The sequence below is a fragment of the Blautia sp. 1033sp1_1033st1_G9_1033SCRN_220408 genome, from assembly GCF_040929965.1.
GTDB lineage: Bacteria > Bacillota > Clostridia > Lachnospirales > Lachnospiraceae > Blautia_A > Blautia_A ammoniilytica.
In genome coordinates, this window is record NZ_JBFKZO010000017.1 from 46,333 (window position 1) to 71,974 (window position 25,642).

Here is a 25,642-nt window from a genome sequence, read left to right on the forward strand (position 1 = left end):
TCTTTTCCTTTCGTTTATTTCTAATATGTCATATATATTCTGCCTGAACGATTCCTATAAGAAATTTTTTCTTTTTTTAAATATACTACAAATAGACAGTTTGTGCAAATCTTTACATGAAAACAGCCCGGAAAACCGGGCTATTGTCTTTGTTAGTTTTTAAAGAACACAATGTAGGTTGGCCGTTTTCTGGGACTGAAAGGACAGTCATTACCTTCCGGATGATTTTTACATTTCTTGCAGTTTTTTGTTTGTTCCCAGTTACTCCGATACAATTCATCAAAAGAAAGACCAACTTTGGGAGCTGCCAGTGGATCCGGTATCTGGAAACAAATATTATGAATATGTCGGATAATCAGGTCATGGGTTTCTGTTACATACAATCTGTTTTTTGGCATCCCAGCCATTTCTTTCTTTAGATATAACAGTTCTTTCGCAATGAACTTGCTTTTTTCTGCACAAGACAGATCTGTATCCCAATTAATGGAACAGTGGCCATTTCCGGAGTAAAATTTGTAAAAGAAAGAAACTGCATCTTGTTTTACATAATACACTGGAAAAAGGAACATCTTGTAAATATGGAACAAGTGCCCGTCCCTTTTGACTTTTCGGCTGCTGTCTTTCAACAACAGGATAAAACCGAACAGGCTTCCCCAGAACAACAGCCACCAAATATAAGAAACAGCAAAAAACGCAGTTTCTTTTAAAAACATCCACCAAAACACGGATACAGGAATGCCAAAAAGAAAACCAATTGTAACATCGTATACAATAGTAAACATGGGAAACTTCTCCAAATCCTTCAGTATTAAGTAAAACCCAAAATAAGATAAACCAATTATCATAAGTATAATACAGAATTTCGTATACGACAACACATCCTGCTCAAAAAAAATATGCCTGCATCCAAGTGCCAAACAGCATAAGCCGTAAAAAACAGAAAAAGGACCAGGAAATGCAAAATACGATCTGATCTTCCGCCTAGTAATCAATAGGAAGCTTTTCTTAACCAATCCCGCAAACTGTAAAAAGGAAGCAATCAAAAGAAATCCTGAACTGACAGGATCACGAAAATGTAATACAAATGGGATTGTAGAAAAACTCAAAAGCAGGCCGGTATACCAAAGAAAATATTCAGACATATACATATATTTTCCTCCTTTTGCTTGCAACTGTCGAAAAATATTCTTATCATTGTGGTATGGGTTGTATCGTCTTAATTTTGTCTACCCAAAGTGCTGCACAGCCGAATTCGCCTTCCTTGTCGGCAAAACGCATATCTTGGGAGATGAACATCAGTGTATGAGGGGTGTTATGGTCATCTTCGCATATCTGGACTGCCAATTTATAGATTTTTCCGGAATACGAACTACCATCAAAATAGGTGACCTTAACATTTTGCTTTTCTTCAAATAACATACATTACACAGGAGGAATTTATGAAAGCAATGGCATTTTCCAACTTAATTCAGGACATGAAACTTCACAACGTCGAAAAAGAACATTACTCTTTCATCTACAATCATTTTACTTTTGATGTAATACTTTCATTTACAGCAAATGCTTACGAAATTCTCGTTGCAATCCACACATGCAATTGGGGATGTGTCTTAGAGATGGATCGTAATCTGAATGTATACATGCAGGACAATGATTACTACTCGCTTTGTAAAATTCTGAAACTGAATTGGAATAATGATCATTTTAACTCTTTTTTGTTCCTCCAACTCCTTTCTGAAAAGGCTCCTGCCATTTCGAGTAAACAGGGCGTTGACTACAGGTATTTGCAAAAATATCTTTCCTACCGCAATGTTGATGAGAAAGAGAAGATATATTTTTGCGGATGGAATGATCATATTACAGACAAACGCATAGCTCATAATTTCGACAAAACAGAATTTTATTTTGGCCCTTCTGTGGCCAATTACTGCCGCAGAAATAATATAAGTTCTCTGTGGACCGCTGACAAATATCGAATAATTCGCTATTCTAATCCCTGGGACTGAAAAAAACAGCCCGGAAAACCGGGCTGTCCAAAGATCATGCGATCGTGTTCTCTACGAATGCCGTATGGGTAAGGTCTTCATCCGTTGTCTTTACATTATAGAATGTAGCAGCGCCTTTCGGACCTTCTGTAAGTGTTCCGTCTTTCTTTCCAGATACATCCAATACCGCCGTCTGTCCATTAACAGTTCCACTGACTACATCATGGATGCTGTCTAATCTGTACCTGGCTGTCTTTTCCTCAGATACCGTATAGGTACCGGCAAGCACTTCAAATGTTGTACTTAAGGTAGACTTGCTTCCGTTTCCGACATTCGCCGTGGTAAATTCCACTGTCTGGTAATACGTATGGGGATTTCCAAGGACATCCGTTCCATCCACCTGGAAGGTAAATGTCGGGTTATCGTGTTCCCATACGATATCAGCTGTGTCAATCTCCTTTGTTAAGGTGATCATACTGTATAGCCTGTCATTTACAAAAGTGACACTTGTGTTGGTTACTTTTGTATCCTTGTCCTTGTATTTGACTTCCGCATCCTGCGGGGTCTCATTAAGGGCATAGCCAAGAGGTGCCTTGGTCTCAGTGACCGTATACATTCCAGGATACAGCTCCTTGGATTTTGCAGTCCCATCATCCCCGGTAGTAACGGTATCTACCTCTGTCCCGGAAGTTACCAATACCTTTCCCTGTGGGGAAACGATATCCTTTTTCGCCCGGATGCTGTATACAGCACCGGCAAGGACTTCCCCATGCGTTCCGTTTTTGATGACAGTAATCGTGCCTGTTCCCATTGGGTTGGCCGCTTCGTAGGTTTCTGTTGCGTTGTTCCCTACCACAACCTCTTTGCTCCAAGAACCCGTATGCCCCCATGGGGTAACGGTCTCAACAATCTTGAATTTCCCCTGGTTGTTTTCAGTCTTTTTTAAATGCATGATTTGATATATTCCGGCAGTATTGTTGGCATTAGAAATATAAACCATCTTTTGACCATTCGTGCTATACTCCGTTCCATCCCATTCATAGACGGTAAACTCCGCATTTGCAATATTCTCACCAGTTACTTCATTCGATTTTTTGACGATGATACTCAGTTCATCAATCGGCACCCGTACAATTACCGTATTTGTGTTCTGTGTCACTTCTTTTGGAGTCCCGGATTTGTAGGTGAAAGTGGAGGAAGCGGTGTTCGGGATCACATACATATTTACGCCATCCACATCCTGGACATATTTATCCAGGTTAAGCCCTTCCCTTACCTTTACCGTGATATCGAACCGGTACCACTGGCCGGACATGAACGATGCGTCTTTGTAAAGGGAAACCGTATTCCCGTTTGTGGCGTCTTTAAAGGATGCGGTATCATCCGTCCAGGAATCATCCGCACCATCTCCCACATAAGCTTTAAAGCCTTTATACTCGAATGCAGGTTCCAGGACATCGGTGACCGTAAGACGGGTAGGTGCAACTGCCTCATGGGAGGAAGCATTGACCTGCTGGAAGATACTGAATGTTACTTCCTCAGTACGGTCATTGATTCTTTTAAATGTCAGCTTACGCTTTCCATAAAACGTATTCAAGCTCTTTTCCGGTTTCGGCTGCTGGGTCCTTTCAGGAATAAAGGTATTTACCACGCTTACTTCTTTGGTCACATTCTTCTCGATGGTCACCTGCTGGTTGGCAAACGGCGTCCAGATCTTCCCGTCATAATAGGATTCCTTTAAGGTATAGGTACCTGCCGGGATGCTGCTAAATGTAACAGAACCGGAACCGGTCAGCTCCCGTGTTTCATTGACCGGGGTGTTGTAAGCAGATGTTCCAAAAAGAGTGAACTGGAACTTCTTTTCTGCCGCATTACTGATGGCCTCTTCCGTAACATTTGCAAGGACCTTCTTTACTGTCAGGTTCCCGAAGGATGCCCAGTTATGGATCTCTGCCCCGGCAGAACCACCATTGGTGATCGTGATAGTCAGGGGGCCTGTAGAACAATACCAATACCTGCTGTCAATCCCGGACTCCACCAGCGTATAGGTACCAACAGGAACATTGGAAAACGTAACATAGTTTGTGTTTCCTACTGTAAGGGACAGGGTCTGGTCATACCATTCTCCTGTCGTGCTTGTTCCATACAGCCTTACCTGGAAAGTCCTATTTGCCAAAGGCATGGTATTATAAAAACCGGCTGGTCCGCCATCCAGGCCTTTCCAGACGGTCAGGCTTCCATACTGCTTCGTATACCATCCATACAGATTGACATCGGCTGCCATTGTATAGTCTCCCACATAGATCGGCCCATTTGCACTGTCCCTGTGCCATCCGCTGAAGTTATACCCGGGAACAGGCTGATACCCGGAAAGCTGGCCATAATTGGAAGCGGTGTTTGTATTCATTGCAAAACGCTTATTGGTAGGTTTCGTGGTTGTGGGCGGGTTATTGATCAAATGGTAATTCAATGCCACAGAACCATAAGTCATACTGGAAGTATAATATCCCCCACAATGATAAATGATCTCAAACGGAGCCGCGGGGGTTGAAGCAAAGGTAAACATCAGTGACTTTTCATGGTTTGCCGCGTCAGAGTTCTTTGTTCCCACATAGAACCCGCTTAACGGTGCTTTCGATCTTTTAATGATCTCCGTATCGGCACTGGTATAGACAGTCCCGACACCCCTTACGAACTTGTAACCTTCCATCTGCAAAGAATTGGTCTGGTTGTCCGCATCAATGTCTGAAAACGCCCCGGTTCCTGTCATGGAAATTTCTGAGTTTGTCCCACTGATATAGAAACGGTATCTCAGATGTATATTGGTACTATTGATTGCCACTTTCTTATTGGTCTTCAGATACGGGCTGCCAAATCGGATCCTATGACCTGTATCTGCAGCTGAAACCACAAACCCGGTAGCCTGGTCTGAATAGCAGAAGATCTTTGCATCTACACTGACATAACCGTTTCCGGTGTAATAACCGCCAATGTTCGGGACTTTAACGTAAACATCTTTATCAAAAGATCCTGTTTGTGTACACCGTCTGTAAACACAGGTCTGTGAGGAAGCCCCCCACTCTCCGGCTCCGGTATTGACCTGCTGGGCTCCAAATCCGGAAAATGTTGCATCCTGCCATTTGCATAAGGAAAGGAAACCAGAACCATAGGTAAAATCAATCGCTGTGCCCCATGCCTGGGTCCCTGCCAGAACAGCAGCTCCCTCAAAGTCTTCCTCTTTGTCTGAAACTTCTTCTTTATCTGTTGTGACACCATCAGAAGTGAAAATGATATCACTGCTGATATCTTCCGTTCCATATTTTGAAATGTAACCTGTAAATCTGGCGGCTGCCACGGATGTGGAGTCACCGGTCACGTTATAGTCTACGGTTGCACCATAGTTGGAGCTTTCGATCCGGTTCCCTTCCTCATCACAGGCACCGATGATCCATGCACTCTCAACAGAACCGGGCATATAATTGATAACGTCTGCCCCGTCATTTCCGGCTGCACCCACAACCTGGATCCCTGCATCCACTGCTTTCTGGATCTCAGAGGCGAGCACGGAGTTGGAAAGGGATTTCCTTGCATACAGGGAAAGATTGATAAAATCCACCTTCTGTGCAATAGCGTATTCCATACCGGCTACAATGGAAGAAACCGTACCAAGGTTATCATCCCCAAGAACTCTGACAGACAAGATCTTTGCATCCGGGTTCTGTTCTGTAATGGCATCCACCATAACAGATGCATGGCTGCCGGAACCAACAAGGCCCCCATCGATCATAGATACCTGGTCGATGACATTACTGCCTTCTGCCCCGGTATCCAGAAGTGCGATCACCTTGCTCTCGGCCTGGGCTGCAGCAGAATCCTGCTCCCCGGCCAGCGTGGAAATTGGGTTGTCGATCGCATCTGCCGTTACCTGGGATGGAATGGCTGTCCCGTTTGTTTCCGGTTCAGCTTTCGTTTCAGCTTCTGTCTCAGGCTTTGTTTCCGGTTCAGCTTCTGTTTCAGCTTTTGTTTCCGGTTCAGCTTCTGTTTCCGTCTTCACATCGGCCTCTGTTTCAGCTTCTGTATCCGGTTCAGTTTCTGTCTCGGCTTCTGTTTCTGGCTTCTCTTCTGTCTCTGTTTTTTCTTCTGTTGGCTCATCTGAAGCAGCCACTACTGCAGTATCAGGCTCTACAGCTTCTGCATTTCCAAGATAATAAACATAAGCGTTCATTGCCTGTTCTACAGTTGTATACTGCAGAAGGTAAATATTGTCATATTCCCCGATCAGATGTTCCGGATCCAGGATCATGTCCCTGTCAGAAGCAAGGACGACCAGTCTCATTGACGAAAAATGGGATGCATCCAGGCTTTCTGTGCCTTCTGCCTTTTCAAGGAAGTGTTCCTGGACACCATTTTCTGTCTCCCCGGTCTTTTCAGTTTCTGTTTCCGGTTCCATTTCGGATTCTGCCTGTTTTTCTTTGGCCTTTACATCCAGTAAAACCGCATCGTCCGGCATGACTGCTTCATAAGCACCATTTTCATAGTCCGTTACCTGCAGTTCCCCATAAACTGAAGATGCTGCTTTGACCGTATCCACTTCATACCCTTCTTCTGGCACTACGTAGAAGTCCACGTAAGCAGAAGGACTGAACGTATGCTCCTGCTTCATCAAAAGCTGATAGGATTCATCGTTCAGGATCTTTACGTACTCATCTGGCAGGATTTCGCCTGCAGCCTTGATTGCCGCAGCGCGTTTATCCTTTTTCTCCTGTGTATCAGATTCCGTTTCTGGTACCGGGTCTTTTTTCAGATCCGGGTCTTCCAGTACCCCTTCCTTTAACTTCTGCAGGTCTGACACAAAAAAGACATCTGCTTTCTCAGTCTTAACAGTGACCATGTGGCCTGTCTCTTCAGTCTCTTCTGTCTCCTCCACTGCTTCTGTCTCAGTCTGGGCATCTGTCTGGACATCTGTCTGAACTTCTGCCGGTTCGTCTGTCTGGTCACTTTTTGGCGTCTCCGTCTGCATATCGGTCTGGTTACCCGTCTGAGGCTCCGCCTCTTTGTTTGTCTGCGCACTCGTTTGTGACTCTGTCTGCTGTACCACAGTTTGTGACTCCGTCTGGCTTTCTGTCTGAATCTCTGTAACTGCTTCAGATTCAGACTCACTTTCTGTCTGTTCCGGCTGTGTTTCCGGCACTTCAGCTTCGGTCTGAACTGCTTCATTACAGGATGTTTCTGCAGCAGGGCCCATAGATTCCGCAGACACCACACCTAACGAAGAAGTCACCATAGCTGTTGTCAGCAGAACTGACACTAACTTTCTCTTCATAGTTAGTTCTCCTTTCATTATTCACTTTTCAATGTACATTGGTCCGCCGAATAACTCGGTCTGACAACAGGAGGATTTTTTCACCTCCCATTTGTAATATGTCATTTTTGAAAAAAGATAGCAAAAAAAGAAACGGATATATTCCAATCCGTTTCTTTTCGAATCTGTCAGGACAGTCAGACAATTATTTCATAATGTGCTTTTAATTCATTCATCATGTAATGTTTAATACAGCCTTCATTCTGTAATCTGCCAACAACAATTCCTGGTGCAATACCATGTATTTTTGCGAACGCTCGAATACTCATTGCCGAAAAATCTGATTGTACAACAAAATCATCAAAAGCTGTTTTAGATATCAGAGTATCTCTTGCCCATGTATCAGCGTCTTTTTCATCTTGCTCAGTTGTCCCATCCAACTGACCAATATGGCCTAACACAATGTGAGCCAACTCATGAAATAAGCTGAACCAAAATTTATCTGCATCTTTTCCCCTAGCAGTAAGACCCACAACTATTTTATTTCCATCCATAAAAGAAGCCCCTTGCAAAAATGACCCTTTTAAATGTGGTAAAAAAATAAGAGCAATCCCACATTCGGATAACATACTCTTTATCTTTGAACAAAACTCTTTTGGTTTCAAAATAGTCATAGATCTGATTTCTGGAATAATATTTATTAATTTTTTTATATTAATTGGGGATGTTTCAATATTTCTTGCCAAAATTTTCGCTTGCTGAGCCCAAGCCATCAATGCAAAATCACTCTTTTCAGTTACTGCAAGTCTTCTGCACGCAATTCTTGTAACTTGCCTATTCTCTAACAACGATAATTCAACAACCTCGAAATATTTTCTAAGATTTATAACTTTTTCCTTTGGATCTCTTGTTTCAGGAATCCATCCGAACTTAGACATCTCACTGTATGGCAATTGTTTAGATAATTCTTGATCGGCATCCATTGCGTTTTCTGCTTTAACCTTAACTAATTTTTCTCTGTAGAGAGCTTCAAGATTATTCCAAAATTTAGCAGGAATTCCTAATACTACTTCCAATCTAACAGCCACCTCTGGAGTCAACTGAACCTCACCGTTAATAAGTTTGCTAATATGCTTTTCTGACATATCCATTCTTACCGCAAACTCTTTCTGACTCATTCCTCTGTCGCTAAGCTGCTCTCTAATCGTCGCTCCAGGTGGTGTTGCAATAAAACTGCGACTTCTCACCATAGTGCTGCCTCCTATTTAATTTTTTTCTTTCTAATGGTAATCTACTATTTCCATTATATGTGCTACTTGAATTTCATTACCATGCTTTTCAAATACCAATCTATACGGATGCACCAGGTCAACTGCGTATTGTCCCTTCCGATTATTGATTAATGGATGACATCTTCCAATACGATACTTGATCATCTCTTCCACAGTATCTGCAGCCTCAATTTCTCCTATACGCATTTGGATCTTTTCTGACATTTCATTTCCATACGTTCTATCGGATATTTTGGCATCCGTACAAATCTTTTCAATCTTATTGCTTTTGTACGTAATATCCAATGTCTCACCTCTTTTTTTATTTACCTTTGAGGTAAATAAATAGTAACATATAAAAGTAAATTAGTCAACACACAATTTACCTTACGGGTAAATTTCAATAAATTATATCTTCATTTACAGCTATTGCTCACCTACCGTATACGAAACATTAAAGAAGTCACATTGGTTTTCGTAAATCAGAATATTTTTTGTACCCCGTTTTTGTCCAAAAGATATCCTTGCAGCGGCCCGCCAATCATGGAAAAACGTTCGTACTTCTGATGTACGGAAATTTCTTTTTCCAGAAAATTCTTGGCAAATGCAATATCTGCTGCCTGATCTGAATCAAGTGGAAGCAGGTAATCATCCGGAGCAAAGGATATTCCTGTCCCAATATACTGGTCAGCATGGAGGGTTACCATATTCTGCTCCTGACTGTTCCCGGAAATGGATCGGACAAGAACATTTCTTCCATCAGTCCCCGCATAGGTCAGATCCAGTTTTGTATAGATAAGCTGGGGCTGCAGTTGCTGATGCAAAAGCATGATTTTGTGAAATGCGGTTGCCGGCGGATCTTCGGGAAGAAGTGCTGTACCCAGAATATCCTCAATATATCCTTCTGCAAAATCATACAGCCCCGTAAATCCAATCACGTGGTTGCCTATCTGTATGATTTTCCTGCAAGTATCTAATTTTAAGACACTCTGCGGGAATTCTCGGTAATTCAATTACCGGGATGGAAGCAGTATGGCTCTTTGAGCCATCAGCCTTTCCCCAGAGGTTTCCTTGCCCCTATGACCCAGTTCCCGCAGTGATGCAGGATCCTGAGCTTTGACAGGCTGACCTGGTTATACTTTCCGGATGTACAGATGTAGTCATCCTCTGCATCTTTCATATAACAGGATGTCCCGGTAAACCCGGAGATCCAGCCTTTCTTCCCGTTCAGTTCCACGCGGTCGAACAGGCAGGCGGTAACGGATGTTTTCTTTCCGCCCCGTCTTTTCGTGAAAGTCACTGCCTTTGTGTTCTTGCTGTTCCGTGCAGCTTTCCGGTTTGGTTCCTTCCGTCCCTTCCTCGGTGTCTCCTCATGAAGGGAACGCTTCTTTCTCCTTACCTGCTGGACATAGAGAACAGGTTCCTCATCCTTAACGGAAGTGACTACTGTCCTTACCAGGGCAATGGCTGTGGCGTCATTCCCATGGCTCTTTGGGAGCTTCAGCTTCTCCCGGTCCACTTTCGTGATGTTCCCATAGGTAAATACCGCATCCGGGAATGTCTTCATGAGGCGTTTCCTTAAGATGTTCATGAACGTGGCATCCCGAAGACCCCTGGTGAACTTCTTCTGTTCCTGCATCCACTGATAGAGGATCCCACCAGGAAGATGGTTCTCCACGGTATGGCAGCTGCTGCATACCGTGGCCATATACTGCGGGTTATCGGAAGCCCCCTGGCTCCGGTACAGGATATGGTGCACATGCAGCTTCCCGCCTTTCTTTTTACAGACCTGGCAGGTATACCTGTCACGGGCAAGGACATAGGCACGGACATTTTCATAGTCGTACTGCGGTCCTTTCTGGTACAGGTCACCGTGAATCTCAGGATCTTTCATGCGGGCCGGGTCGAAACGTCCCAGTTCGATGGAAAGGCGGTACCCTTCCGGGAGAAGACCCTGCAGCTTTTTGATCCACCGGATATGGTGGTCTGTCTTTGACTGCAGGGACGGCGGCAGCCATCCTTTCAGCCTTCCGGATGTGAACGTACTCTTCTGTTTCTTCCAGTGCCGTCCCTTTTTGTCAGGCACCTCACAGTAAATACGTTTGGTCTTCGGTCTCCATTTTGGGTGGCGGTACCGGGTCTTGCGGCAGCGTCTCCCTCTCCTTAAGGAAGCTCTTGTTTCCAGTAGTTTCCTTTTGGTCATGGAATCCCTGAGACTGATCTCCTCCTTATGTAAGACTGTGCCGTCTTCCCGCACAACGGACACCCCGATCTGCTGGGACCCAGTATCTATGCCAAGATAACCGGGCTGTGTGGTACTGCCTGTCTTATAGTTCAGTTTTATGGTAAACGGGACCTTCCGGTATACGGAAGCTTTCCCGCCATCAAGTAATAAACAGGCTTTCCTTTCAGATACAGGCATCAGCCGGCATCCGCTTTGCCCTACCACGAACACACTCATGGCTGGTCCCTCCTTTTGTTATTGTGGCAGGTACGCAAGAGTCCTGCCCTCCCATACGGGAGTCATCGCCCTTCGACAAGGTTCCGGATACTTCGTGCACCAGGTCAGTGCCTCCTTCTCCGGGGAGACATCCGTTGCCTGAACCCTGTACCAGCTTTGGCACAACCGGGGCGGGTATTGATATCCGGGACGTAGTGCAATGATATCCACCATCGTAAGTGGATCCCATCACCCTGAGTCTAGTCAGCGCGCCCTTTCGGGTACTACGGATAACTTCACACGCCTTTCAGCATGCTCGGTTATTCAATAGCCGAGAAGCTGACTGTCAAAATCTCCTTCCCATTCTCGACGGTCCTGAAAACAGCCCTGGATTCTGACATAAGTATTGCGTAATTTTCTCTTTTGATTGCAATTAACAATGACATTTCGGCGTCCTCCTTCTGAGGAACAGCATCCTCCTTTTCAGTGGAAATGTCATTCACCTGTTTTGCAAAATGCCCCATCGTAATTCCCCATGGAACACCAAAAGAGAAACTTATTTCTTTGCTTCCATATGTAATCATAAAAATCCCCTTTCAGAAAAGAAGACAGCAAAAGCTGCCTTCGTAAAAAGTCAGAATATTTCTACCTGGATCTTTCCACCAACTGGGTTACACCAATCCTGACCATGTCTGTTTTCAATTTCACGGATACTTTTTTTGATCTCATTTATTAAAACTTCATCAGAGGTAGTGAACAGTTTTTCTGGATGATGGTTAAAGTATTGCAAATACTCGTCGTCTCCTGAATACCAGCTGTTTGCTTCTGATATGAGCTGTTCTTTAAAACTGAAAGAATTTTTGGAAACTTCAGACAAAAAGAATATACAGTTTTCCCTGTTATCGTCCAAACGGTACGCACCAATCATTATAATTGGATCAATACATTGTACACATTCTGTCCGGATGTAATCAAATAGCCTTTTGCAAATATCCAGCGCAGATGCTGTGTTCTGTATATTCCCTTTTATCCATTCGGCCAGTGGCAGAACATAGTATTTTTGGTCCTTTAAAACCGGCAGTGTATTAACCCCGGTACAGGTAAGTACCAGATCGTCATTTTTGAATACTTTTTGTACCGAACCAGCTTCGATTCTTTTTCCATCTTTGATCCTGGTTGATTTCGAATCAGAAAAAGCCAGCACTTTTCCTTTTACAAAGGTTACTCCAGCAAAACTCATACTCCGTTCCTCCTTTCCATCCAGTGTATGGAGAAACGTATTTTTTGTCAAGACAGCAGGAGTTTCACTGGCATATACACTTTCTGGTATCGTATATCCTGCCATGGCAGTGCATTCTCTGTTCTCACGTATACTTACGGACACTGTATTTGCCTCCTTTTTTGCAAATCTAGCTTTTCTGTCAGACACATGATCATGACAAATTTTCAGCTGGCCTGGACGTAAGAAATACTCCAGACCAGCCAGTCTTTCCGAGGAACTTCTTCACTACTCATATCTTCCAGTGTGTGTATCCTGGTCGTACTTTTCCTGATTCAGGTAATGATCGTAGATCTTTTTCAGACCAGCATCTGCTTTATCCACGTTCCACTGCACAGCCATCGCTTCAATTGGAAGTGTCAGTTTTTCATTCTTATCAATGGAGCCTTCCAGGTAATTCACCATTGTTACGGAATCAAACAGACTCTGTGTTTTTTCCTTTGCTTTTACGATATCTTTATATCCGTAGATATATTCTGTCTGTGTATCACTGTCTGTTTTATACAGCAGTTCCCATTTGGAATTCGGTGTAAAAGAAAATAGTTCAACATCAGCTGCCGGTAATTTTCTCTTTGTATCGTGATCCACCGTAACAATATTCTTTTTAGGATTTGTTACTTTTAAAAAGATCCAGGCATCCACAGACCCTGTATTTGTTACTTCCGGGTTTTTTACTGCAGATGCACGGGGAAGTATATCTTTTCCATTTTCCGGTTTCCAGTCTGTTTCCGTCAGGTCTATAGTTACGTTTCCCACAGTCACTACATTTGTCTCCTGTGCTGAATCCGTCATATAGGCCATGGTGATTCCAAAAGCACCACAGCCCGCCAGAACGGCCAGGATCAGATAGAGAATTTCTTTTTTAAACTTTTTCAGCATTTTTTGCCTCCTTTTCTTGGGCAGCAGGAGAATCCTTTCTTTTCCCGGCTGGTGCTGACGGCTGTAATAAATAGCTCAGCGCGATCAATGCAACCCCTGCTCCTGCTATAAAAATGAATCTGCCTTTTGTTCCGGACATTACCAGCAGATAGCCGGCTTTCGGTATATGCAGGATCACCTTACCCACCACATTTTTATATGACACACGGCGGGCATCTTCTGTATTATTCGCATCACCTTTTGTCGTAAATTTATGTGCCTTACTGTCTACTGCCGTGATCCGGTGAGTCACAGTCTGGTCCTTTCCGATCATAAAGGTGATCACATCCCCTTTTTCCAGTTCTTTAAAAGGAGTCTCTTTTGCAAGGACAAGGGAGCCCGTCTGGATCGCAGGCTCCATGCTGCCGCTTGTGACCGCATAAGGATGGATCCCAAAGAATCCGCATGCAGCTGTGAATGGTACAATGGCAATCACATATGCTGCAAGAAGAATATCAACAATAATAAGTCCGATTTTTTTAAGCATTGGCACCATCCTTCTTTTTCCAGAGAACGATACCGGCACCCAGCAGTAAGGTTGCTGTTGCAAACAGGGCTGCAGCCGGGGTTAAATCCCTGTCTCCTGTTTTTGGAGGGTTAACGGGGGTGCTTACCGGAGTCCCTTCAGGATCCTCCCCAGATGCTGTGAACACCCATCTTACCTTTCCAAGAAGGTCAAGATACTGGTTATCCATTTCAGGTGATACGGAAAGCTTTACCGTCATATTTTTTTCAGTTCCGGACTGGAAAGCACCAAGGCTGGCTGCCTGGTCCTGCATCTTAGTCCTGCCGGATACCGGGCCTTCATAAATTACATTTCCATCATTTTCAATGGAAATCGTAGCATATTCATTGATCAGCCTGTTTACAAGTTCCAGCTGGTCTTCGGACATCTTATCCTGGTCTACTGCTTCTGCCTGCAGAGAAATCGTAACATCTTCACCGGATTTATTTGCCACTTTGATTTCCTGTGTACGGGATGTTCCCGGCATCAGGTTTTTAAAGTTCGTAAACAGGTCCGGTTTCTTTGAAGTAATATCAAATCCCTGTTCCTTTCCAAGAAATGTTACCAGTGTCGGATCCGCTGTCTGTTCTGCTTCCTTATACTGGATGCCCAGATCATAAGTTGTTTTCCCCCACAGGGTAACAGCATTTCCTTCAGCCTGTACGGATTCCATCTTAACCACAATATGGCCCTGCTTTTTCCGGTAAGCATTTCCTGCTGCCGGATCAAGCGTATAGCTTTTGAACAATGGTTCCTCTGTCGTCTCTCCAGGTTTAAGCTCTTTCAGATAATAAAAGTATCCATCCCCGCCGTTTTTCCATACGGTATCATTGTATGTGATCCGTATCATTTCAGGGTCAAGAGTCTTATCTGGGGTAAAAACACCGCCTGCGTCTACATCGCCGATCTGTTTTTCGACCGCTACCCTTATAAAGGTTCCTACAGTACCACTGTTTTTTACGTTTACAATCTTATCTACTGTATCAGATGGATCTACATGCTGGGGCTGTGTATATTCTTCAACGATCGTGGTCTTATACGAGCCCATACTAACATAGTTGTCCGTGGATCCAGATGATGTCCAGGCTGCATATGCCGTTACAGCTGAAAAAAGATAGCAGGCAGCAGAAGCAGCAACAATGATCTTTGATAATTTTTTCTTCACGATATGTACCTCCTACTCTGTCGCAGCCCATGCCTGGTCAGCAGTAAGGTTCCCGGCCTGAACCGCTTCTACATAGACCTGCACATTGAGATCTTTAATCTCTTCTTTAAGGCAGTCATTCTTGATCGTCACGCTTTCAAACAGGTTGTTTGTCCTCTCCCCCGGTTTCAGGGCTTTATTATAATAATAAAATCCATCTGATCCTAGGGTCCATCCATCATTGACCTGGATCGGTTCAAGCAGGTCTGCGTTTGACACTTTGACCCTCATCCTTACATACACATCAATACTGCTGTTGTTCACTGCCCGTGGTTTCTTGGGGATCACATCACCGGGCTGTGGGTCCTTTGGTTTCTCATAATCCTCATCGATACCAATATCAACCGTGGTAGCGTTAAAAGTGTTCACCTCTTTATCCCCATTGATGAGGTATGCTGAAGTAACTGCTGCCCCGGAGCCAAGCATTCCAGCTACACCGCATAAAAGGATTGCACTGATTAGTCTTTTCTTCATAATAACTCCTTTCCCCAATTAGTTTTTTTTCCAAAAGAAGGGAAAGAAAACTCTTTCCCTTCCTGCATGGATATGAAACCTTAGTTCCGTTCAATGTGCTGCTGTGTACCATCAGCGATCTCTTTATCAAGGGCATTCATTGCTGCCGCCTGATTTGCGAAACCTGCAGCCTGGATAGCATCTGTTTCAATATGGAGTTTGAATGATCCGGCAACCCCTGAGCCGATACTCTTAAGCTGGGTCTGGTTCCAGTCTGTCGGAATAACTACATTTGTAAACAAGGTGGACTGCTCTCCAATTTTCAGGATGCCGTTGTTGTTTCCAACGTAGTTAAACACCCATTTGTTTTTTGTAGAACGGGTCGTGTCTTTTTCCCATTTCGGGTTGACCATCGGGTAATCCTGCAGATCAGCAAGGGAGTATCCTGGAACCTTTCCTTCGACCAGTCCCTGTGCTGTGCCTTTGTTTTCATACGTGCCGGTAAAGGTCTTATCAAAACGGATTGTTTTTTCAATCAGATCAAGGGCTGTCTGGTCTTCGATAGCTTTTCCGTCTTTATCCTGTACGTAAATGGTCATACGTGTATAACAGGGTTCCTCACCGTTTGTCGGATCAGAAATGTTTTTGACGGTTGGGTTCTTATATACCGTATATCCCGGGTATACATCTTCCCCATCATGGTCAGTATCTGGATCCCACTCGGGCTCACGCTGTCCCACATCAAGGTCACCGACGGTAAACACATTGGTCAGTTCCTCCTTTTCAGTCATATAGGACATGGTTCCTCCTACTACAACTCCAAGTACTCCTACTACGGTTGCCATTACAGCGATATACTTTTTGAATTTCATTGCTCTTTTCTCCTTTCTTATTATTAACAGCAATGTTTTCTTGGTCCGTGAACTGCCTGCACCCAGATAAGTCTGGATGTTGCTTTTAAGGTGCTGACATACTGGTCATCCGCATCCTTGATATCCGGTAGTAGTGCTGTTGGGATTTCCACTGTAAGCGGAGTCCGCTGCACTGGGGCTGCTCAGCGTGCCTTTTCGGGTACTACCGGTAACCTCACTCGGTTATTCATTAGCCGAGAAACTGACGGTCGTGAACACCTTATGGACGGTCACGCGCCCAAGATTTCCTATGACGGAAATCGTTTAGGCCTGCCAGCCACATATTTCTGACAGAACCTTGTGGTTTTTTAGGTTCATAAATAATATGTCATTTTAGAACCAGGTGTGTCAAAAAAGTATTTCGGGAAAAACGAAACAGTCAGCGGCTGCATCCGTCGTAAAAAAGTTCTGCAGAACAAGAGAAAGTTTCATCATCCTCTATCAGATCTTCTACGCTTTGGCACAGGCGCGGACATACCTCTTCGAGTTCTTCTTTGTCATCGGTGTAAAACCGGTATAAACCCTCTGCGAAAAATTCAGTTGGGTCATAATGAAAATACACATCAAATTCATTTGTAAAAGCATTGGATTCTGAATTGTATATATCCATAAATTCTGTATCCAGCACTTCCATACATTCGGAAGAATCACTTTCCTGGATGACTCCATGGATCCAATCAAGGTAATGACCGAATTCATGTAGCGTAGCCTCCTCAATTGCTTTCGATCTTTGTTCTATCACGATATATTTTTTGTCGTAATCCGTCAGTCCAAGGATAGAATTATAATTGTATGGACCATTATAATAGGTATGGGCAATATTTTTATCGGTAACATAGAACCTCCAGCCACGGTCAGCGAAATTGCTGAGTACCTGGGCCGGTAAGTGATTAAGCAGCTCATCTGCCCGGTCTATGCATGACGGATCTACATTTCCATCGGCTTCGGCTATCTTAATGAATTCTTCGTGTTCAGCGGCTTTCACAGCCTGTCCTGAAACTGCAGCTGCTATCACACATATTGATGCAGCAACCCATTTTAAATTATTGTTCATATTTTTTTTCTAACGCATGATACCTTATGCTCAAACCGGAAATGTATATGTCATGCGTCCTCCTTCTTTTCTTGGTTGGCGTTCTGTGTAAATCCGGCTAGTAATAATATGTATTTTTTAAGACACTCTGCGGGAATTCTCGGTAATTCAATTACCGGGATGAAAGCAGTATGGCTCCTTGAGCCACAGCCTTTCCCCAGAGGTTTCCTTGCTCCAACGGCCCAGTTCCCACAGTGATGCAGGATCCTGAGCTTTGACAGGCTGACCTGGTTATACTTTCCGGATGTACGGATGTAGTTATCCTCTGCATCTTTCATATAACAGGATGTCCCGGTAAACCCGGAGATCCAGCCTTTCTTCCCGTTCAGTTCCACACAGTCGAACAGGCAGGCGGTAACGGATGTTTTCTTTCCGCCCCGTCTTTTCGTAAAGGTCACGGCCTTTGTGTTCTTACCGTTCCGTGCAGCTTTCCGGTTCGGTTCCTTCCGTCCCCTCCTCGGGGTCTCTTCATGAAGGGAGCGTTTCTTTCTCCTTACCTGCTGGATATAGAGGACAGGTTCCTTATCCTTAACGGAAGCGACACCCGTCTTTACCAGGGCAATGGCTGTGGCATCATTCCCATGGCTCTTTGGGAGCTTCAGTACCTCCCGGTCCACTTTCGTGATGTTCCCATAGGTAAATACCGCATCCGGCAAGGCTTTCCTGAGACGTTTTCCCAAGATGTTCATGAACGTGGCATCCCGGAGGCCCCTGGTGAACTTCTTCTGTTCCAGCATCCACTGATAGAGGATTCCCCCGGGCAGGTGGTTCTCCACGGTATGGCAGCTGCTGCATACCGTGGCCATATACTGCGGGTTATCGGAAGCCCCCTGGCTCCGGTACAGGATATGGTGTACATGCAGCTCCCCGCCTTTCTTTTTACAGGCCTGGCAGGTATACCTGTCTCGGTCAAGGACGTAGGCACGGACATTTTCGTAATCGTACTGCGGCCCTTTCTGGTACAGGTCACCGTGGATCCCCGGGTCTTTCATGCGGGCCGGGTCGAAACGTCCCAGCTCGATGGAAAGGCGGTACCCTTCCGGGAGAAGGCCCTGCAGCTTCCTGATCCACCGGATATGGTGGTCTGTCTTTGACTGCAGGGACGGCGGAAGCCATCCTTCCGGCCTTCCGGATGTGAACGTGTTCTTCTGTTTCTTCCAGTGCCTTCCCTTTTTGTCAGGCACCTCACAGTAGACACGTTTGGTCTTCGGTCTCCATTTCGGGTGGCGGTACCGGGTCTTGCGGCAGCGTCGCCCTCTCCTTAAGGAAGCCCTTGTTTCCAGTAGTTTCCTTTTTGTCATGGAGTCCCTGAGACTGACCTCCTCCTTATGTAAGACTGTACCGTCTTCCCGCACAACGGACACCCCGATGTGCTGGGACCCGGTATCTATGCCAAGATAACCGGGCTGTGTGGTACTGCCTGTCTTATAGTTCAGTTTTATGGTAAACGGGACCTTCCGGTATACGGAAGCTTTCCCGCCATCAAGTAATAAACGGGCTTTCCTTTCAGATACAGGCATCAGCCGGCATCCGCTTTGCCCTACCACGAACACACTTATGGCTGGTTCCTCCTTTTGTTATTGTGGCAGGTACACAAGAGTCCTGCCCTCCCATACGGGAGTCATCGCCCTTCGACAAGGTTCCGGATACTTCGTGCACCAGGTCAGTGCCTCCTTCTCCGGGGAGACATCCGTTGCCTGAACCCTGTACCGGCTTTGGCACAACCGGGTCGGGTATTGATATCCGGGACGTAGTGCAATGATACCCACCATCGTAAGTGGATCCCATCACCCTGAGTCTAGTCAGCGCGCCCTTTCAGGTACTACTGATAACTTCACATGCCTTTCAGCATGCTCGGTTATTCAATAGCCGAGAAGCTGACAAAAAGATAAGAAAAAACGAAAAAATCCAGGTTTTTCCCAACCCAGCTTAATTCTTCCTATGGTTTCCCAGGAAACATTCCTTTATTTTTAATATGTCAGTTTTCACGGGAAATAGCAGAAAAAGAAAAAAGGCTTCGCCTTAACGATTCCTATCGTTAAAGCGACAACCTTTTTTCCAGTATTGACGATTAGTTCTTGGAGATTTCAGTCACGTAACCTACTGGACCTCCAACTCTTTTTACCCTGATCGTTACACTCTCGTAACTGCTGTTTGCAAGCACGAATGTGTCATGGCGATGAGAATCTTTTGCAGCAGTAAATCTGCAGAGGATCGGATACTTCTCTACAGCATCCAGGACATCCTGTCCAATGGCCATGTGACGGCGTCCAAAAATATGGATCCCGCTGTCAGTGACAACCATTACCTGCTCGCTGCCGTGAACTTTGGAGATTGCTCTTACGTTTCCGTAATGATTTTCGAAGGCATCAGCATATACGCCTGTAACCTCGCCATCTTCATCTTTCTCTTCATAGACTTTGATCTCAACAAGGTCAATTCCGTCCATATCGACCGGTGTGATAAATTCGTAACCGTCAAGATCATCTTTTGTATTAAGAGCCTTGTTTCTTTCAAAGAAAACAAGAACCCCGTTATCTGTCTTGATCTCTTTCACAAATTTATCTAAAGCCATATTGTAGAGTTCCCCAATGCTGCATCCTTCTTTGAGGATATACACTTTATCGGAATATTCTTTCACAGTGGCCTTTTCATCTTCTGCTTCACCGGCTACCTGACGGTCAGTTTCCGTAACTACGGAATAAATAAGGATTCCTTCCTGGTCATACAGGATTTCCACACGGTCAAAGCCAACGTGAATATTGTCGAATTTTTCCGTTCTGACATCGTATCTTACGATATCTTTTTTCTTATCCTTATTTTCTACAAGGATATAGACCTGGGCTGGCACAGTGAAAAGTACTTTTTCCAGCTTCATAATACCAGTGACAACCTTTTCTCCATCAACAAACAGTTCATTTTCATTTACAGCTGCCTGTGGAGCCTCATAAGGAGACTCGTTCTCGATAAAGGAAAAGCAGTTATTTACAACTGCTGCCGGGAGTGTATCCCCGTTATCAAAAGTTACATTTTCACCTTTGACTGCGGCAATTGTTGCCACGTTTCCTGTTACCATGTTTCTCATTACGTCGTTTGTTCTCATTTTTCTCATGTTCTTTTCCTCCTGGGTTATGTTTTGATATATTAGCATCGGGATGATCCCGTTTGCTTCTGTAAAAGTTTCTAAAAGTGGGGCATGTATCAGCAAGCCCGCGACTTCGGCCGGTTATTGACTTTTGCCTTCTCTGCCTTTTTCGCAGCAGCTTTCGCTTTGCGGGCTTCTGCAGCAGCCTTTGCCTTTGCCGATTTTTCAGCAGCGGCTTCAGCCCTGGCTCTGGTATATTCTGAATCCCAGTTTTTGCCTGCTGCATCGTAAGCCTCATTCAGGCACCAGTTAATGACTTCCTCCCCGACCTTTTTCCCGGTCTTAGAGAAAACGCCTGTAGTAAAAAGCTGGTCCCTGGCACGGGTCATGGAAACATACATCAGTCTCCTGACTTCTTCCTTGTCAGCACGTCTTTCCAGTGCAATGTCACTGAAATCCGTAAGGTCAAGGTAGACGACGGGCCATTCGAGCCCTTTCGAACTGTGGGCTGTGATAAGTTTTACTCCCGGGTATTCATCCAGTCTCCGGTATTCTTCATTTACACCGTAGAGTGTAAAATCACGGCAGTACTTCAGGATTTCGTCAAAGTCCAGCGTATTGAACGGTTCAATAAAACGTTCAACAGCTTCATCCTTGAGCCATATGTCTGCAATGAACTGCATAAACATTTCTTTTTTTATCACTGGATTCATCTCTTCATTGATGAGCAGTACTCTGTCAAGAACCCCCTGGATCCTTTCATCCAGCTGCTGCTGCGTAAGGTGCATGAATTTATCCTCAGTAGTAGGATTTTCTGCATAATAAACTGCTGCAGCTGCCTGGGCCGCATCAAGTGTATCCGCCGGATTGAGAAGGACCCTTGCAAAAGCAAGGATACTGTCGATCCTGCTGTTTTCGAACATTGATTCAGGAGCTCCCATCATGGATGGGATCCCAGCCTTGGTCAACGCATCTGCTACATCACACAGTTTCGCTTTTTTATAAGCAAGTACGCAGATATCTTCCCAAGGGATTCCATGGTCATGCTGCGCCTGGATTGAAGTTACCATCCAGTCAAGCATTTTCTTTTTATCAGAATGCCCTTTCACAAGGGTATATCCGCCTTCGCCTCTGGCAGCTACGATATTTTTCTCGATCTTATCATCATTTTTCTCCAGCATTTTGCAGCCAAGATCAATGATTTCCTGATGGGACCTGTAATTGATATCAAGCACGACATCTTCCACACAGTCACCTTCACGTACCTTCGGGTGTTCAACATCCGTTTCTGTACGCATCACATACTGCTGGTTGATCTTGGTATTGAAGTCCAGGATGAATTCCGGGGATGTTCCCCTGAACCTGTAAATGGACTGGTCATCGTCACCAACGATCATCATGCTTTCAAATGTCGGAAGCATCTTGATCCTTTTTACCATTTCCATCTGAAATTCAGATGTATCCTGGAATTCATCTATTACCGAATGCCTGAACCCATAACGCGTCTCCAGATATTTCGGATTTTCCTCGATCACCTGGAAAGCTAAAAGCTCCATGTCATCGAAGTCGATCAGCCCCTCCTTTTTGCAATACTCTTCATATTTGCCGTAAAGACCGATCACTTTCTGTATAGCTGACTGCGGGATATCGCAGAGGGGTTTGACCTCATAGGACGAAATGGTTTCATAATCCTTTCCGATAGCTTTGATCTGGCTGAAAATATCAGAAATAACAGATAACGCACCTGTGTCATTATATCCGCCTTTTTTCACCGAAAAGTTTCTGAACGAAGCGCCCTTCCATTCCATGATGGGATTTTGGGCTAAGATCTCTGCGATCTTAGAGTATCTCTGGACCATGTTTAACACTCCAGGTCTTCTTCCAAAACCAAGAGCCTTCCAGTTATCCTTAACGATATCGTAAAACAGACCATGGAAGGTTGTTATTGTCATTCCATAATCTTCCGATGTCGGATCATATCCAAGTATCTTTTTCAGCTTATGTGCCATTTCTTTAGCCCCAGCATTGGAAAAAGTAACCAGGATGATATCCTTAGGAGACACTCCCTTATTGAGCAGATACGCTACATGGGCCATTGAAGTGAATGTCTTTCCTGATCCGGCAGTTGCGATCACCCTCATGATTCCTTTATCAAAGGTCCTGATCTTTTCCTGCTTTTCAGAAAAATTGATCTTCTGGACAGTTGTCATGTTTGACGTATCCGGAGCTACTTCCTCTATCCTTGTAGGCGGAAGAGTCTGGTGGCAGATGTGGGCATACTTGCAATAAGAGCACTCATCTTCCGGCATCTCTTCCTCTTCCACACCATCCTGAAACAGCCGGATCTTTTCTTCCATTTGTTCATCAAGCTGGTTTTTGGAACCATCGTATATGTCATTCATCGTGATATCATTATTACCACCACCGGCGAAAAAGGAAGGTTCACACGCAGACCAGTCTTCAACATCGTCTGTCCTGGTCAGGAAAAGCAGGTGGGCCCGGATCGTCTTAAAACCTCGGGCACGTCCATACAGCACCATTTCATACAATGCCATATCCCTGTTAAATTCATTCTTTCTTCCACTCTGGGTGTATTTGCTTTTTCCAAGTTTTATGGAAAAAACATCAATGGAATCCCCGCACTCGTGTGTGAGTGTCGGTGTATACTTATGGTTCTTTCCTGCAAGCTCATATTCTGCAGATACCGGAAATGTGTTCATAACCCTGTATTCACTGTCAATATAACGGAATACCCGGTTAAAATCATATTCCAGCACAGCCATCTTTTGCTGGTAGTTCTGATAAGGGATCGCTGCATAGCGGTCGTGCATGTAACGCATAACGGCTTTTTTGGCTTCCTTTTTATTCCTTGCAGCCTGGATCACATTCTTTCCTCCACAAGGTCCGAACATCGGGGTTAACGCGTATTTGATAGTCGGGTTAATGACCATTGCTGTCAGATACCGTTCACCCTGAGTTGTTTCATGAAGATCTACTTTCGCTTCAAAATCACGGCGTGTATGGCAGGCCTGATTCAGCTGCGGGGTAGGTGTTCTTTTTGCCTTTGTTTCATCTTCCATAGATTTCATATTAGTCTCCATAAATTTCCTCCTGTGAATTCCTTATTCTTCGTCAGGGTCCCCGATCATAATGACCGCCTGGACATATGAATGTTCTTCGTCGTAAGTGATGATCTCATCCCTTAGAAGTACCGTGCTTTCAGGTTTTGCATGACACACATCATATCCGCCCTTTTTCACTGCTTCCTCTGTTGATGAGCCAGTGTAATTTCCAGATGGGTTATAAGCTTTCCCGTAATGGATCCTTCCAATAAAGAGCCACCCAAAATTATCTGTTCCTTTAGCCCATCTGCTGTAACGGTTCCAGCTGGAATAGCCGGCGGACTTATCCGGGTCTGAACTCCAGTAAGAGCCATTACCAAAAGCACGTCCGTTCGCTGACGATACATGGATCGTAGGGCCGCCACAGGATGTGATCGCCGCTACATTTTCAGACCTGGTTCCATGGAACAGGTCTTTCTCTTCCTTATACTCAGATTTTTCAAGAGCAGCCTCATATGCTTCACGTCTTTCAACAGGATCAAGCATATAAGCCTTTCTGATCAGCGGAACATATTTCGGCTGGGTTTTTGCAACAAGATCTTTGATCCACTGCATCTGTTCCTCTGTCGGCCTTGATACCTTAACGGAACCAAATGGAGACAGTTTCTTTGACGCTGACGCCTGTTTCGCACTTGTTGAGGTGAGGGCTTCCATAGCCTGTATCTTTCCTTCCCATTCTGATACTGCATCAGCGATTGCATTGTCAGCATCTTCGATGGTCAGGATACCATCTGTCTTGATCATAAAAGTATTTACAGTAACTCCTTTTTTGAAAGGAGGGTTTATTACTGCAATCATCTTTTTGATCGCCGCATTAGCGGCATCGATCTTAACTTTTATGGCAGCAGGCTCTTCAGCTCCTGGCGTCTTAACATCCACAGCTTCTGAAAGCAAAGAAAAGAATTTCCAGCATGAATTGATCATACGTCCGTTATACGGATTTCTGTTAGCCATCCAGTCATTTCCGAAGTCATCGAGAGCTTTCTTAGCCCCTTCAATAACCATGCGGTAAAACTCCACTGCCGGACTCTCCTCTTCCAATTCTGCTTCTTCGTTATCCCTGGAAAAGATCTGTTCAACAATGTCATTTGTCTCAATCAGATCTGCCGTCATATCATCATATCCTTCTGCCAGTTTCTGGTAATAGATAAGCCAGTACAGCTGGGAAGGCTTTGGTGTCCTCCAAAAGTCACCATCATCAATGATGTTCATTCCGGATTCCCCGATCTTTCCAAACCTTGCACCTATGTCGATAGACAGATCAAGCATGTTATTTGGCAGCAGGTCAAAGAATTTGTGGATATTCACTTTCTTTTTACTGCCATCTTCATCTACCGCCTCGTTTTCAACCATACGAAGCAGCTTCGCATGATAAAAAGATTTCATAAGACGGAGATTTGAATTTGTCAGCTTAAACTGACGTTTTCCGTTTTCATCGTTTTCAACATGTAGTGTTGTCGATCTTCCATCCTCCATGACTACCACAACGGTACTGGGAAGCACTGCAAAATCAATTCCGGCAATGTATTTTCCAGCCGGTTTCCATAGGTCTTCTTCATAAAGATTTGCCTTTTCAAGGATTTCACTGTCGGTCATATTTTCATATAACTCTGTAAGCTCCTTGAGGTTCTTAATGTCTTCAGCATTCAATCCGTTATCTTCAAGGTCCGGATATCCCAAAAACAGCTGGAATTTTCCAACATATTCTGGCAGCTTTATACTTTCATTAAAACAAAAATGATAAGTATTTCCTTCCCATATGATATCGGCAGCATGCTGGGTAAATTTTACCTTTTTTAATCTTGATCCAAGTCTTTTTATGTATTCCTCTACTTCTTTCACAAGATTTTCATTTTTTGCCATGTTTTGTTTTCCTCCTTTTTTCAAAAAATGTGTTTCCACTTATAATATGTATTTTTGAAAAAAGGCAAAGAAAAAAGCCGGGAAAGCCCGGCTTCAGACTGGATTATTTTAACAGACAACCAAGTTACATAGACACTCGCAATTTTTAACTCACGCACCCATGAAGGGTGCGACGGATCTTCCGGGTTGCATGGCTGATGGTCATAGCCCA

At 44.4% G+C, this 25,642-nt stretch carries 21 protein-coding genes; 1 reads left to right on the forward strand and 20 read right to left on the reverse strand.

The window, feature by feature from the left end:
- Positions 1-152: 152 nt before the first annotated feature.
- Positions 153-782 carry a hypothetical protein gene (locus AB5916_RS12345; protein ID WP_368191191.1) on the reverse strand — a complete coding sequence of 210 codons (630 nt, stop codon included), beginning with the start codon at positions 780-782 and terminating at the stop codon, positions 153-155.
- A gap of 409 nt (positions 783-1,191) precedes the next feature.
- Positions 1,192-1,419, reverse strand: coding sequence for a hypothetical protein (locus AB5916_RS12350; protein ID WP_368191194.1), 228 nt, complete (start codon positions 1,417-1,419; stop codon positions 1,192-1,194).
- A gap of 20 nt (positions 1,420-1,439) precedes the next feature.
- Between AB5916_RS12350 and AB5916_RS12355 the strand changes: the two genes are divergently transcribed.
- A complete protein-coding gene (locus AB5916_RS12355; protein ID WP_368191195.1) occupies positions 1,440-2,006 on the forward strand; it encodes a DUF6037 family protein in 567 nt (188 codons plus the stop codon).
- Positions 2,007-2,040: 34 nt separating this feature from the next.
- Here the strand turns inward: AB5916_RS12355 and AB5916_RS12360 are convergent, their stop codons facing one another.
- The 18 genes from AB5916_RS12360 to AB5916_RS12445 all read right to left on the reverse strand — a co-directional run bounded on the left by AB5916_RS12360 (position 2,041) and on the right by AB5916_RS12445 (position 25,431).
- On the reverse strand, positions 2,041-7,308 hold the full coding sequence (locus AB5916_RS12360) for a SpaA isopeptide-forming pilin-related protein (RefSeq protein ID WP_368191197.1): 5,268 nt from the start codon (positions 7,306-7,308) through the stop codon (positions 2,041-2,043).
- Between the two features lie 176 nt (positions 7,309-7,484).
- Positions 7,485-8,537, reverse strand: a complete 1,053-nt coding sequence (locus tag AB5916_RS12365; protein ID WP_368191200.1) for a helix-turn-helix domain-containing protein — start codon at positions 8,535-8,537, stop codon at positions 7,485-7,487.
- Positions 8,538-8,567: 30 nt separating this feature from the next.
- Positions 8,568-8,864, reverse strand: coding sequence for a type II toxin-antitoxin system RelE/ParE family toxin (locus AB5916_RS12370; RefSeq protein WP_368191203.1), 297 nt, complete (start codon positions 8,862-8,864; stop codon positions 8,568-8,570).
- A 176-nt stretch (positions 8,865-9,040) separates the two neighbouring features.
- Positions 9,041-9,496, reverse strand: a complete 456-nt coding sequence (locus AB5916_RS12375; RefSeq protein WP_368191205.1) for a hypothetical protein — start codon at positions 9,494-9,496, stop codon at positions 9,041-9,043.
- 110 nt (positions 9,497-9,606) lie between these two features.
- Positions 9,607-11,019, reverse strand: coding sequence for an RNA-guided endonuclease IscB (iscB, locus tag AB5916_RS12380; protein WP_368191207.1), 1,413 nt, complete (start codon positions 11,017-11,019; stop codon positions 9,607-9,609).
- A gap of 299 nt (positions 11,020-11,318) precedes the next feature.
- A complete protein-coding gene (locus AB5916_RS12385; protein ID WP_368191209.1) occupies positions 11,319-11,582 on the reverse strand; it encodes a hypothetical protein in 264 nt (87 codons plus the stop codon).
- Between the two features lie 50 nt (positions 11,583-11,632).
- Positions 11,633-12,382: a hypothetical protein gene (locus AB5916_RS12390; RefSeq protein WP_368191210.1), complete on the reverse strand. Its 750-nt coding sequence runs from the start codon at positions 12,380-12,382 to the stop codon at positions 11,633-11,635.
- Between the two features lie 123 nt (positions 12,383-12,505).
- Positions 12,506-13,156 (reverse strand): SipW-dependent-type signal peptide-containing protein, encoded by a 651-nt coding sequence (locus AB5916_RS12395; protein WP_368191211.1) that lies wholly within the window; start codon positions 13,154-13,156, stop codon positions 12,506-12,508.
- A complete protein-coding gene (locus AB5916_RS12400) occupies positions 13,140-13,682 on the reverse strand; it encodes a signal peptidase I (RefSeq protein WP_368191212.1) in 543 nt (180 codons plus the stop codon). The genes AB5916_RS12395 and AB5916_RS12400 overlap by 17 nt, the downstream gene beginning before the upstream one ends.
- On the reverse strand, positions 13,675-14,865 hold the full coding sequence (locus AB5916_RS12405; protein ID WP_368191214.1) for an LPXTG cell wall anchor domain-containing protein: 1,191 nt from the start codon (positions 14,863-14,865) through the stop codon (positions 13,675-13,677). The genes AB5916_RS12400 and AB5916_RS12405 overlap by 8 nt, the downstream gene beginning before the upstream one ends.
- Positions 14,866-14,877: 12 nt before the next feature.
- The gene (locus AB5916_RS12410) at positions 14,878-15,378 is read right to left on the reverse strand and encodes a hypothetical protein (RefSeq protein ID WP_368191216.1); all 501 of its coding nucleotides are present in this window, start codon (positions 15,376-15,378) and stop codon (positions 14,878-14,880) included.
- An 80-nt stretch (positions 15,379-15,458) separates the two neighbouring features.
- Positions 15,459-16,229, reverse strand: a complete 771-nt coding sequence (locus AB5916_RS12415; protein ID WP_368191219.1) for a TasA family protein — start codon at positions 16,227-16,229, stop codon at positions 15,459-15,461.
- Between the two features lie 23 nt (positions 16,230-16,252).
- A complete protein-coding gene (locus AB5916_RS12420; protein ID WP_368191221.1) occupies positions 16,253-16,381 on the reverse strand; it encodes a hypothetical protein in 129 nt (42 codons plus the stop codon).
- 266 nt (positions 16,382-16,647) lie between these two features.
- Entirely contained in the window at positions 16,648-17,322 is a 675-nt protein-coding gene (locus AB5916_RS12425) for a hypothetical protein (protein WP_368191222.1), read from the reverse strand.
- 50 nt (positions 17,323-17,372) lie between these two features.
- Positions 17,373-18,914 carry an RNA-guided endonuclease IscB gene (iscB, locus tag AB5916_RS12430; RefSeq protein ID WP_368191223.1) on the reverse strand — a complete coding sequence of 514 codons (1,542 nt, stop codon included), beginning with the start codon at positions 18,912-18,914 and terminating at the stop codon, positions 17,373-17,375.
- A 518-nt stretch (positions 18,915-19,432) separates the two neighbouring features.
- Complete coding sequence (locus tag AB5916_RS12435; protein WP_368191225.1) at positions 19,433-20,473, reverse strand: hypothetical protein; 1,041 nt, start codon at positions 20,471-20,473, stop codon at positions 19,433-19,435.
- Between the two features lie 89 nt (positions 20,474-20,562).
- The gene (locus AB5916_RS12440; protein ID WP_368191228.1) at positions 20,563-23,547 is read right to left on the reverse strand and encodes an ATP-dependent helicase; all 2,985 of its coding nucleotides are present in this window, start codon (positions 23,545-23,547) and stop codon (positions 20,563-20,565) included.
- A 21-nt stretch (positions 23,548-23,568) separates the two neighbouring features.
- Positions 23,569-25,431, reverse strand: a complete 1,863-nt coding sequence (locus AB5916_RS12445) for a hypothetical protein (RefSeq protein ID WP_368191229.1) — start codon at positions 25,429-25,431, stop codon at positions 23,569-23,571.
- Positions 25,432-25,642: the final 211 nt, after the last annotated feature.